Annotated in this window: 15 protein-coding genes and 1 riboswitch; of the genes, 5 read left to right on the forward strand and 10 right to left on the reverse strand. The window is 71.8% G+C overall.

What is annotated here, in order from left to right; genetic code table 11:
- Positions 1–57: 57 nt before the first annotated feature.
- The gene (locus VNM44_RS13325; protein WP_325626376.1) at positions 58–498 is read right to left on the reverse strand and encodes a hypothetical protein; all 441 of its coding nucleotides are present in this window, start codon (positions 496–498) and stop codon (positions 58–60) included.
- 429 nt (positions 499–927) lie between these two features.
- On the opposite strand from VNM44_RS13325, the gene VNM44_RS13330 reads away from it, so the two are divergent.
- Complete coding sequence (locus tag VNM44_RS13330; protein WP_325626377.1) at positions 928–1,092, forward strand: hypothetical protein; 165 nt, start codon at positions 928–930, stop codon at positions 1,090–1,092.
- Here the strand turns inward: VNM44_RS13330 and VNM44_RS13335 are convergent.
- Together VNM44_RS13335 and VNM44_RS13340 are read right to left on the reverse strand one after the other, a co-directional pair.
- Positions 1,089–1,397 carry a hypothetical protein gene (locus VNM44_RS13335; protein ID WP_325626378.1) on the reverse strand — a complete coding sequence of 103 codons (309 nt, stop codon included), beginning with the start codon at positions 1,395–1,397 and terminating at the stop codon, positions 1,089–1,091. The genes VNM44_RS13330 and VNM44_RS13335 overlap by 4 nt on opposite strands.
- Before the next feature lie 127 nt (positions 1,398–1,524).
- A complete protein-coding gene (locus VNM44_RS13340) occupies positions 1,525–2,115 on the reverse strand; it encodes a hypothetical protein (RefSeq protein ID WP_325626379.1) in 591 nt (196 codons plus the stop codon).
- 47 nt (positions 2,116–2,162) lie between these two features.
- Between VNM44_RS13340 and VNM44_RS13345 the strand changes: the two genes are divergently transcribed.
- Positions 2,163–3,611: a glycerol kinase GlpK gene (locus VNM44_RS13345; RefSeq protein WP_325626380.1), complete on the forward strand. Its 1,449-nt coding sequence runs from the start codon at positions 2,163–2,165 to the stop codon at positions 3,609–3,611.
- 3 nt (positions 3,612–3,614) lie between these two features.
- Here the strand turns inward: VNM44_RS13345 and VNM44_RS13350 are convergent, their stop codons facing one another.
- Entirely contained in the window at positions 3,615–4,187 is a 573-nt protein-coding gene (locus VNM44_RS13350; protein ID WP_325626381.1) for a phosphatase PAP2 family protein, read from the reverse strand.
- Between the two features lie 95 nt (positions 4,188–4,282).
- Here VNM44_RS13350 and VNM44_RS13355 point away from each other — a divergent pair, with 95 nt between their 5' ends.
- Together VNM44_RS13355 and cysC are read left to right on the forward strand one after the other, a co-directional pair.
- Positions 4,283–4,969 (forward strand): hypothetical protein, encoded by a 687-nt coding sequence (locus VNM44_RS13355; RefSeq protein ID WP_325626382.1) that lies wholly within the window; start codon positions 4,283–4,285, stop codon positions 4,967–4,969.
- Positions 4,930–5,499 (forward strand): adenylyl-sulfate kinase, encoded by a 570-nt coding sequence (gene cysC / locus VNM44_RS13360; protein WP_325626383.1) that lies wholly within the window; start codon positions 4,930–4,932, stop codon positions 5,497–5,499. The genes VNM44_RS13355 and cysC overlap by 40 nt, the downstream gene beginning before the upstream one ends.
- 3 nt (positions 5,500–5,502) lie before the next feature.
- Here the strand turns inward: cysC and VNM44_RS13365 are convergent, their stop codons facing one another.
- Both VNM44_RS13365 and VNM44_RS13370 read right to left on the reverse strand, forming a co-directional pair.
- On the reverse strand, positions 5,503–6,339 hold the full coding sequence (locus tag VNM44_RS13365; protein ID WP_325626384.1) for a sulfotransferase: 837 nt from the start codon (positions 6,337–6,339) through the stop codon (positions 5,503–5,505).
- Between the two features lie 10 nt (positions 6,340–6,349).
- A complete protein-coding gene (locus VNM44_RS13370; protein ID WP_325626385.1) occupies positions 6,350–7,426 on the reverse strand; it encodes a glycoside hydrolase family 3 N-terminal domain-containing protein in 1,077 nt (358 codons plus the stop codon).
- Between the two features lie 6 nt (positions 7,427–7,432).
- Positions 7,433–7,497: riboswitch (guanidine-III (ykkC-III) riboswitch) on the forward strand.
- Positions 7,498–7,524: 27 nt separating this feature from the next.
- Between VNM44_RS13370 and VNM44_RS13375 the strand changes: the two genes are divergently transcribed.
- Entirely contained in the window at positions 7,525–7,776 is a 252-nt protein-coding gene (locus VNM44_RS13375) for a CBU_0592 family membrane protein (RefSeq protein ID WP_325626386.1), read from the forward strand.
- On the opposite strand, the gene VNM44_RS13380 is transcribed toward VNM44_RS13375, so the two are convergent.
- The 4 genes from VNM44_RS13380 to VNM44_RS13395 all read right to left on the reverse strand — a co-directional run.
- Entirely contained in the window at positions 7,773–8,213 is a 441-nt protein-coding gene (locus VNM44_RS13380; protein WP_325626387.1) for a DUF6941 family protein, read from the reverse strand. The genes VNM44_RS13375 and VNM44_RS13380 overlap by 4 nt on opposite strands.
- A gap of 45 nt (positions 8,214–8,258) precedes the next feature.
- Positions 8,259–8,804: an NAD(P)H-dependent oxidoreductase gene (locus tag VNM44_RS13385; RefSeq protein ID WP_325626388.1), complete on the reverse strand. Its 546-nt coding sequence runs from the start codon at positions 8,802–8,804 to the stop codon at positions 8,259–8,261.
- The gene (locus tag VNM44_RS13390) at positions 8,804–9,352 is read right to left on the reverse strand and encodes a YceI family protein (RefSeq protein ID WP_325626389.1); all 549 of its coding nucleotides are present in this window, start codon (positions 9,350–9,352) and stop codon (positions 8,804–8,806) included. The genes VNM44_RS13385 and VNM44_RS13390 overlap by 1 nt, the downstream gene beginning before the upstream one ends.
- A gap of 72 nt (positions 9,353–9,424) precedes the next feature.
- Positions 9,425–10,602, reverse strand: a 1,178-nt coding sequence (locus tag VNM44_RS13395) for a Mur ligase family protein (RefSeq protein ID WP_325626390.1), incomplete at its 5' end; no start/stop codon positions are given.

A 10,602-nucleotide genomic window follows, 5' to 3' on the forward strand; every position in this document is an offset into this window, starting at 1 on the left:
CGTCGCCGGTCTCGTCGAGACGGCGACGGTCGACGCGCTGCGCACGGCCTGAGAAGGTCAGAGAACGGCCACGCCGACCACGGTCAGCAGCACGTAGAAGACGAACGGCGGGATGTCTCGGAAGCGCAGGTAGCCGACGAGGAAGACAGCACCGGCGGCAAGCGTGACCCACCCGAGCCAGACCGGGAAGTCCCCCGTCAGAAGACCGAGAGCAAGTAGCGCGATTCCGGCGATCGTGACCAGCACATACGTTGCGAACGGCCAGCTGGGAAGCGTCCCGAACGCGAAGTCGGACACACGCGTGCCCCGGAGGTAGAGGGACCATCCCCACGAAACTGCTCCGACGGCCAACGCCCAGCACGAGGCGGCCAGCAAAGCCCCACTTCCGACCTGCGGGTCGGTCTGCGTGAACACGCCGGGCACGCCGATCGCCGCCCCGACGAAGAACACCGCGGAGCCGACGATCAGCAGGACGCCTCCAGCGCGCTCGGCCGTCATGCCGCCGATTCTGCTCGCTCGCCCGGAACGGCGGGGATTGCGCCGGCCGAGAAACGGGTACCGATCTTGCTCCACGGTGACCGGGGGATGGGGCGATGCGAGACGACGAAGTGAACGTTGGTGCGATGGGGCCCGTCGACGAGCGAGCAGCTCGCGCCGAGCCGGACGAGCAAGAGCTCGACGTCACCGCGGAATGGCCGCAGCTCACACCGCTCGAGCTCGCTGTCTGCCTGGCCGATGCCGGCCGGGGCCCGTCCGTCCCACGGACATCGGACTCCAGGTGAACGTGCTCGAAGGCGGTCGCAAACGGCGGCATCCGCCGAGCGCCGCATTTCTCTGGCAGCTGGCGATCTGCATCGCGGGCGCGATCGGTGCGACGTGGCTCGTGCTTCACATCTGAACCGACCGATCGACCGACAGGAGGCGCTGATGTCGACGCCGGAGAGGCCGCAGGACCCCGGGGAGCACGGCTACGGAGGGACGAAGCAGGACTACCCCGCCGGCGACGAGCCCGACACGACGGGCGAGCCGTCCGAAGACGCCGACGACGGAGAAGACCCGCGCGAGGCGCCCGACCCGGACCAGAACTCCTAGCTCGGGAGGGCGACGGCCGTCGGGAACGCCGCACGAGCGTCCTCGCGTGCAGAGCCCGGGTCCTCGTCGCCGATCGCGCCGACGGCGCGCACACCGCGGCCGCGTAGACGAGCGACCGCTCGGGCGAGCCGTCCGCGAGCCGCCGCCTCGGCCCGGTCGTCGTCGACGACCCACCGGTCGCCCGGGTCGGGGACCCTGCGCGCGACGACGAAGACCTCCTCGTATCTCTCGGCTTCCGCGAGGAGCGCTTCGGTCGGCTCCTCGGCTCCTATCACGATGATGGCGCGATGCGGGTCGCTGATCATTGTCGCCTCCTGGGGTTGGACTTCTCCGTCGAGCCTAGGAGCGGCGATCGTGGGGCCGGGCCAAGATTCGGGAAAGATTCGCCAAGACGCACTCCGTCCGCCGACGAGCGAAGCCGGAGGTCCGGCGCTATTCGTCGCAGGCCACGTTGACGTAGCCCGAGCGGAACGGCGTCGTCTCGCCGGACCGCGGATCGAAGGCGTGCCGCCAGACGCAGCCCGTGTCGTTCGTCAGCAAGTGGATGGAGACGGAGGTCTCGGCCGACGTCGTCCGCACGCGGTGGATGTCGTCGCGCGGCGGGATCAACGAGTAGAAGTCGCCCGCGCGCAGCGACCGCCGCTCCACGAGCTCGAGGGCTCCGTCGCGCTGGACGTAGATCTCCTCATCCTGCTCCCCGCGATACAGGCCGACCAACCCCCAGGCGAGGTGATCGTGGATGGGCGTCTCGGATGCGGCCGGCACGACGAGCGAGAAGAGCGACAACGCCGCGTCGTCGGCGCGGAAGAGGAGCCATTGGCCGATGCCGCCTCCCATCCCGCTCTCGGGCGCTGGAGCCTGGTACTCGGCCGGAAGCCAGCTCGGATCGGCCAGCAGCTCCGCGAAGCGCGGCCGGATCGCGTCACACGCCTCGACCGGCGAGCCTGCGGTAGCCACCGTCGTCTGCACCTCGCCGACGAAGTTCCGAACGACGGGCGTGTCGAGCGCGAACTCCCCGTTCATCGTCCTTCCTCTCCGCAGACGGCGAGATGTCGACACCGAGGATACGGATGCGTACGCTCACACGCCTCGTGATTCTCGCGATCGACCAGGGAACGACCGGAACGACGTGCCTCGTCGTCGACGAGTCGCTGCGGCCGGTCGGACGCGGCTACCGGGAGATCACGCAGCACTTCCCGCGGCCCGGCTGGGTCGAGCACGATCCGGAGGAGATCTGGCGGAGCGTCGAGGACGGAGCGCGAGAGGCGCTCGACGACGCCGGCATCGCTGCGTCGGAGCTGCGCGCGATCGGCATCGCGAACCAGCGCGAGACGACCATCGTCTGGGAACGGCGGGCGGGTCGGCCCGTCGGCCCCGCGATCGTGTGGCAGGACCGGCGCACGGCGGCGCGCTGCGCGGAGCTTCCGGCAGAGCTCGTACGCGAGCGGACGGGGCTCGTGCCCGACCCCTACTTCTCGGCGACGAAACTCGAGTGGCTTCTGCGGCGCTGCGACGTGCCGCAGACCGAGCTCGCCTTCGGGACGGTCGACGCGTGGCTCGTGTGGAAGCTGACGGGTGGCTCGACGCACGCCACCGACCTCACGAACGCCTCACGGACGATGCTGCTCGACCTCGCGAGCGGCGAGTGGGACGACGAGCTGCTCGGGGCGTTCGGGGTCGAGCGGTCGATTCTGCCCTCGGTCGTCGCGTCCTCGGGAGTGGTCGCCGAGGGGACGCTTCTCGGCGCCTCGGTGCCGATCGCGGGGATCGCCGGCGACCAGCAGGCGGCGCTCTTCGGCCAGGGGTGCCACGCCGCCGGGCAGGCGAAGGTGACCTACGGAACGGGGACGTTCGTCCTCGTCAATCTCGGCGAGACGACAGGGCCGGTCGGCGAGGGCGTCCTGCGCACGGCGGTGGCCGTCACGCCCGGCGCTCCGCGGCAGATGGCAGCCGAAGGCGCCGTGCTCGTCGGCGGGGCGGCCCTCGAGTGGCTGCGCGACGGGCTCGGGCTGATCGGTGACGCAGCGGAGAGCGAGCGCCTCGCCGCGGAGGTCGAGTCGACGGAGGGCGTCCACTTCGTGCCCGCGCTCACCGGCCTCGGCTCACCGCAGTGGCGACCGGACGCCCGCGGCCTCATCACCGGCCTCACCCGCGGGACGAACCGGGCGCACGTCGTCCGCGCCGCGCTCGAGGCGATCGCGCACCAGGTCGCAGACGTGGTCGACGCGCTGCCGCTTCGCCTCGACCTGCTCCGAGCGGACGGCGGGGCGACCGCGAACCGGTTCCTGATGCAGTTCCAGGCCGATCTCCTGGGAAGCGAGGTGCACGTCTCCGCGGAGAGCGAGGCGACCGCGCTCGGCGCCGCCGCGCTCGCGGGACTCGGGGTCGGGGTGTGGCGGGGCCCGGCCGAGGTCAGACGCCTGATCCCCGCGGGCACGAGCTACGAGCCGCGGATGCGTCACGACGAGGCAGCGGCCCTGCGCACGGCCTGGCGGTCGGCGCTCGCGCGCGCGTTGTAGACGTCAAGTACGCGGGGAAACGCCCCGGACGCGGTTCCAGACCGGCCGGAGCAACGGATCGGTGACGCGGCTGACGAGCGCGACGAGTCGAACGATCCACGGCCGCCCGGCGTGCGTGACGAGCAGCGCGGAGCCGAGCCCGACGAGCATCCCCGCGAGGACGTCGCTCGGGTAGTGCATGCCGAGGGCAATCCGGGAAAGGCCGATGACCGTCGCGGCGGCGAGGAAGAGCGTTCCCGCACGCCGAGAGAAGGCGAACACTGCGAAGGCGATCGCGAAGGCTGCAGCCGCGTGATCGCTCGGGAACGACGGGTCGGTCGTGCGCGCGCCGAGGACGTGCGTCAGCGCCGGATGGGATGCGAAGGGACGCGGCCGCTCCCACAGATGGGCGATCGCCTGGTTCGTCAGCAAGGCGACGCCCGCCGCGACGAGAGCCGAGGCGGACGCCAGCTTCCACCGCGGGTTCCCGTACGGCCGCGCGAGAAGCCAGAGACCCACGGTGGCAAGGGCGTAGAGGGGAACGACGAGCCCTGCGAGCGCCGAGGTCGGGTCCTCGAGCCAGTCGCGTGTCGCCACGCCGGTGTTGATCGTATGGAAGAGCGTCCAGTCGATGATCGGACGCTAGTCGCGCCAAGGTTGCCTCGGGGTTACGACGAGTACCGTACGAGCGGATGCCGCTGCGGAACCGAGTGAGTCCGCTCGGAGAACTGGTCGCGGATCCCGCCCGCGGCCTCGTCTACGGCAACCGTGGCTGCCTGCACGACGCCGACGGCCGCATCCGCCGGCCGTACCAGGTGAGGCGCTGGATCGCGTGCCGCCTGGAGTTCCGCGGTCGCCGCCGTACGCCGCTCATGCGTCCCGGGCGCTTCACGGAGCTCTTCTTCCTCGACGAGGCGACGGCGCTCGCGGCCGGTCACCGCCCGTGCGCCGAGTGCCGACGCGAGGACTACGACCGGTTCGCGGCGCTGTGGCTCGACCTCCACGGTGAGCGCGGCGCCGACACGATCGACAGGAGGCTGCACGGCGAACGGTGGGACACGGCCGGTCGCTCGCGCCGCCTCCATCACGCGCGATTCGACGACCTCCCGGAAGGAGCGTTCGTCCTCCAGGACGGGTCGCCGATGCTGGTTCTCCGGAAGGAACTGCTGCACTGGTCGCCCTCGGGATACGCGGGCCGCGTGCCCAGGCCCACGGGGGCTGCGACTCTGATCACGCCGCCGTCGCTCGTCGCCGTCCTCAGCTCGGGTTGGCGGCCCTCCGTGCCGGTCGTCCATCCTTCCGCGGACAGCCCGCGTGCCGCCTCTGGTACCACTCCGCCGTGGCATCGAGCACCGAAGGAGGATTCACCGTCTGGCTGACCGGGCTCTCCGGGGCCGGCAAGACGACGATCGGCCACGCGGTCGCCGCCGAGCTCGAGCGCCGCGGTCTCCACGTCGAGGTGCTCGACGGCGACATCGTGCGCACCCATCTTTCGAAGGGCCTCGGGTACTCGCACGAGGATCGGGACACGAACATCGAGCGGATCGGCTGGGTCGCCTCGCGCCTCACACGCCACGGCGCCGCGGTGGTCGTCGCGGCGATCTCGCCCTACGACGCGACGCGGAAGACGGTGCGCGCGCTCGTCGAGGAGCAGGGCCCCTTCGTCGAGGTATGGGTCAAGGCTTCGGTCGAGGAGTGCGCCCGCCGCGACGCGAAGGGCCTCTACGCAAAGGCCTTCGCGGGCGAGATCACGCAGTTCACCGGCGTCGACGATCCCTACGAGGAGCCCGACGACGCCGAGGTCGTGGCCGACACCGTCGCCCTCACGCCCGACGAGTCGGTCGCGCTCGTCATGGCCGAGCTCGAGCGGCTCGGTCTCGCGCCGGTGGCGGAGCCGGCGGCCGGCTGATCGTCAGTCGCCGAGCTCGTAGCCGAGCGCGACGAGCGCCTCGCCGGCCTCGCGCTCGACGTCGACGAGCTGCTCCGGCGTCAGATCGCGGCGCCAGCGCCCCGCCGACGTGTCGTGCGCCTCGGCAAACGCGGCCGTCACGAGGGCCGGCTCGACTCCGAGTCTCGCCGCGACGGGTGCGGCGGCAGCGGCCGGGTCCGAGACGAGCTGCTCGTAGCGAACCTCGATCGTGCGGTCGGGCACGGATCCCGCGGCCGTCACGTAGCGGCGCCATGCCCATGCGACGCGTGTCGCGTCGGAGACCGAGGCGAACTCGGCTTCGCGGCCCGGCTCGACCCAGAACCGGGCGTGGGCGCCGAACGGCAAGCCCGCGTCGTCGGCGCCGGCCCGTTCCGCACTGAGCCAGCCGCGCTCGAGCAGCGACGTCGCGACGTCGCGCCCGTCGCGGATCACGTGCACAGCGAGCGCCTCCGGGTACGCGCGGAGCGCCGCGTGCAGGACAAAGCTCGTCTCCGGCGTCTGCTCGACTCCGCGCAGCCCGCGGGCGAGCCCGAGCGTGCGGACGCGCTCGAGCACCCGCCGGAGCCTCGCCGCGGCGACCTCGTCCGGAACGCCCAGGAGCTCCGGGATCGCCGCCTTCCAGGGCTGCACCTCGTCGAGATCGACGAACCCGGGGAGCAAGCCGAGCGCACGGCCCGTGAAGGTCGTGCCGGAGCGCGGCGAGCCGACGACGAAGACGACGCGCTCCTCGGAGCCGAGCCGGCGGCGCCGGCGCGCGATGCGCAGTGCGCTCCGCCCGTAGAGCACGGCGCTCGTCACGGTGTCTCCCAGCCGTGGCACGGCGCGGAGACTAGCCCGCGTACGTCGCGGCGAGCTCGTCGATCCGGGCCGCGCTCCGTTGCAGCGCCGGGCGCGAGAGACGCCCGGCACGCGCCTCGGCCAACAGCGCGGCGTAGACGTCGTCGGTCGACCGCTCGGAGCCGACGAAGAGTAGGAGGTCGACGCCGGCACGCGCGGCGCGGATCGCGGCGGTCGCGAGCGAGACGTCGTGGGTCGTCGCGAGCGGCTCGAGCGCGTCGGTGATCGTGACGCCGGTGAAGCCGAGCCCCTGCAGGAGACGAAGCACGCTCGGCGACCAGGCGGCGGGCCGGGCCCCGTAGGCCGTGTAGGAGGCGTTCGCCACCATCACGAGCGGCACGACCCCGGCGGCGATCGCGCGCCGGTACGGCACGAGCCCCGGAGCCAGTGCCTCTACCCGCGCGTCGATCGTGACGGCCGCATCGTCCGTCGAGACCGTCGCGAGACCGAGGCCCGGGAAGTGCTTCAGGGTCGGCGCGACGCCGCCGTCGAGCAGCCCCGCGGAGAACGCTGTCACGTCCTTCGCCGCGCGAGCGGGAATCGTCGAGAAGCCGCGCCGCTGTCCCGCGATGAACGAGCCCTCGACCCCCGGGACGTCCGCGACCGGTGCGAGGTCGACGTCGACGCCGAGCCGCTCGAGCGCCTGCGCGGTCGCCCGGGCTCGGGTGCGGACCGCGCCCTCCGTCAGCCGGCCGAGCTCCTCCGCGGAAGCCGCCGGTGGCGCCCAGCGGAATCGCCGAGAGAGGCCCCCCTCCTGATCGGTCATGATCAGAAGCCGCCGGCCTCCGGCCCGCGCGGCGGCCCGGAGCGACGCCGTCAGCGCGCGCACCTGCGGCGCCGACCGGACGTTGTGGCCCATGAGGATCACGCCGCCGATCCGCCCCGCTCGGATTCGGGCGAGCAGCGACGGCGAGGCGGTCGTACCGTCGATCCCGACAACCAGGCGGACGCCGACGAGCCGGTCGAGACCCGCGGGTGCGGCCGCGGGAGCACGTCCCGTCCCGAGCCCGGCGAGCGCGGCGGCGAACGCGACGACGAGCAGCGCGGGAAGAAGACGGTGAGACCCCACCTCGGTATCCTGGCAGCGGCGGCGGCCCCCCGGACGAGGCGCGTCGTACCCGGTCAGGACGACGACGCGAACGCCACAGCCCTTCCAGGAGGTCTCTCGTGCACCAGGTCGTCCAGGTCATCGGCGCGCTCCTCATCCTCTCCGGCTTCGTGCTCGCGCAGTTCCGGCTCCTCGACCCGCGGTCGCTCTGGTACCTCGTCGTCAACCTCGTGGGGTCGGCGATTCTCACCGTCGACGCGTGGCGGCAGGACCAGTGGGGCTTCTTCCTGCTCGAGCTCGTCTGGGCGATCGTCTCGGCGTGGGGCCTGACGCAGCTCGTCCGCGGCCGGCAGGCCGGCACGAGTCACTAAAGAATCGCGTCCTCTTCCTCGAGCCGGACGGAGAACGGCAGGCGCCAGTCGTCGTCGGCCTCGCCGTCGATCGTGAGACGCCACTCGTAGCGGCCCGGCTCGAGCGGCAGCGGGCCGGAGTTGATGGCCACCGGGAAGTCGAGCGGCGTACCCGGCTTGAGCCCGGCCGGCCGGCCGACCTCGAAGGGAAGGTCGTCGAAGAACACCACCGGCTGCGACCCGTCGTCCGTGTCCATCTCGACCGCGATCCCGTCGGCGTCCAGAAGCTCGAGCCGCATCACGTGCCGCTGGTTCGCCTGGTCCCACGGGACGCGGATCAGGATTGCGATCCCGAACGGGACAGGATCGGGGCCGGTCAGCGACCAGCCGCCGCCGACCACCGTCAGCTTGCCGTCGGACACCTGGGCGAAGTCCGCGAGGAGCATGGTCACGCGCACGACAGCGAGTGTCGCACAGGCCGGATCCGGCGGAGCCGGATCCGGCTAGGCGAACGCCGCTTCGACCTCGGGGACGGTCGCGGCGACGAGCGCGTCGACCACTGCCGTCAGCTCCTCGCGGAGGACGGGGTCGGGATCCGCGAGCCGCCGGTCGGCCTTGGCCACGGCGAGCTCGGCGTCGAGCACGCGTGCGCTCATGATGCCGAGCACCTTCTTGAGCTCCCGCTGCGCCCAGATCGCCCCGAACTGGCCGGGGCTGGCGCCGATCACCGCGACGGGCTTGCCGCGCATCGGCGACTCCGCGATCGGACGCGAAACCCAGTCGAGCGCGTTCTTCAGGAATCCTGGAATCGAGCCGTTGTACTCGGGGGTCACGACCAGGATTGCGTCCGCCTCGGCGATGGCGTCCTTCAGGGCGGCAACCGAGTCGGGGACGAAGCCCTGGAGATCTTCGTCGTACGCGGGGATGTCGGCGAGCCCGTCGTAGATCTCGAGCTCGACGCCCTCCGGCAGCTCCTCCGCCGCGAGGCGAAGGAGCTGCGCGTTGAGCGAGCCCGCACGGAGACTGCCGGCGAGACCGAGGATCGTCATTACGACTCGTTCCCTGCGGCCTGGACGAAGACGAGCGTGGCCTCGAGGGCGACCTCGTCGGCCAGCATCGAGCCGCCCTCCGGGAGCGGCGCGTTCCACGTCAGCCCGACCGCGTTCTTGTCGACCGAGCCTGCGAGCCGGAGGCCGACCTTGCTGTTCCCCCACGGATCCGAGACGGGGTCGGTGATCGTGCCGGTCAACGTGATCGGCGCGCGGTTCCCCTTCACCTCGAGAACGCCCTCGAAGGTGACCTTGTCGCCTTCGCGCGAGGCCGGACCGGCCTCGAACGAGAGCTCGGGATACGTCGCCACCTCGAAGAAGTCCGGCGAGGCGAGGTGCTCGGCGAGCTGCTCGTTGTCGACGTCGATGCTCGCCGCCTGCGCGACTCCGCGGAGGCCGTCCTGGTCGAGGCTGGCCTCGAACGTGCGGAACGCGCCCTGGAACGGCGCGACGCCCATGTACACGACGGTGAAGCCGACGGACGAGTGCGTCGGGTCGATCGCCCAGGTGCCTGCAGGGACAACCGAGGTCTCGATGGTATTGCTCACGTGCTTTCCTCCCGCGTCGGTGCGCCTTTTATTGCGCACATAATAGTTGTTACAGCAACTAACGCGGAGGGTCTAGACGCTATTCCCGGCCGCTGCGAGCTGCTCGAGGGCCGGGGTGATCCGCTCGCGGTCGGCGAGCGGAAGCGGAAACATCGGTGAGACGACGAGGACCTTGGCGTCGGCCGCGTGCGTCGAGGCGACCGCGATCGCGTCGTCGAGGCTCGGCGCAAGGATTGTCCGACGACGGTCGAAGAACCTGGCGAGTCGCGCCGCGGCCGGGCCGAAGAGGACGACGAGACGCGCGACTCGAGCGGCCTCGGCACACGCGTGCTCGAGCAGCGCCTGCTCCTCGGGCGAAGTGTGGACGGCGAGGCCCGCCTGCTCCAGCTCCCCGCCGGCGACGAGCACGACCGAGTCGTCGCCGTACGCCTCGAGTGCCGCCGCCGTCTTCGAAGGGGTCGCAGCCATGCCGTCGTCGACGAGCTCGGTCTCGCCGAGCCGGCCGACGGGCGTCGCGCGGTGTGGCGGCGACTCAGGCGGCAGCACCGTCTCGGGAAGCGCGCCGGCCACGAACGCCGTCGCGGCGGCCGCGAGCAACGCCTGGAGGCGCGGTGCGTCGAGGCTCGGTGGAACGCGGAAGGAACGCTCGCCGAAGGGGCCGCGCAGCACGACCTCCTTGCCGTGGACGAACGCGCCCGCCTCGACCTCGCCGGTCGTCGAGAAGCCGAACCTCCGTCCCGCGGAGCGGTCCGCGATCGCGGTCGCCTGGGGGTCGCTCTCGTTGACAACGACGGCGTCGTCTGCGCGCTGCCGGTCGACGATCGCGGCCTTCGCCTCGAGATAGTGCTCGAGCGAGCCGTGGAGCTCGAGATGGTCGGGCCAGAGGCACGTGATCACGGCGATGGAGGGGCTGCGCGTCGTGAAGCACAGGTGCGAGCTCGTCAGCTCCATCACGACGACTCCGTCCGACGGCGGCGGCAGCAGCTCGGCGGTCGGCCAGAGGTTCGCGGCACGGGCCGTCGTGCTCGCGTGGACCGTGACGCCGGCCGTGCGCAGGAAGTACGTGAGGAACGCCGCGGCCGTGGTCTTGCCGGCCGTCCCCGTGATGCCGATCGTGGGCACCGTCGCGCGTTCGAGGACGACGTCGCCGAGGCAGCGCACCACGCAACCGCTCTCGCGCAGCAGGGTGACGCGCGGCGCGACCTCGGGCGTCCAGACGTCCAGGAATGCCTCGTCGTACTGCCCGGGCT

The sequence above is a fragment of the Gaiella sp. genome (genome assembly GCF_035558935.1).
Classification (GTDB): domain Bacteria; phylum Actinomycetota; class Thermoleophilia; order Gaiellales; family Gaiellaceae; genus Gaiella.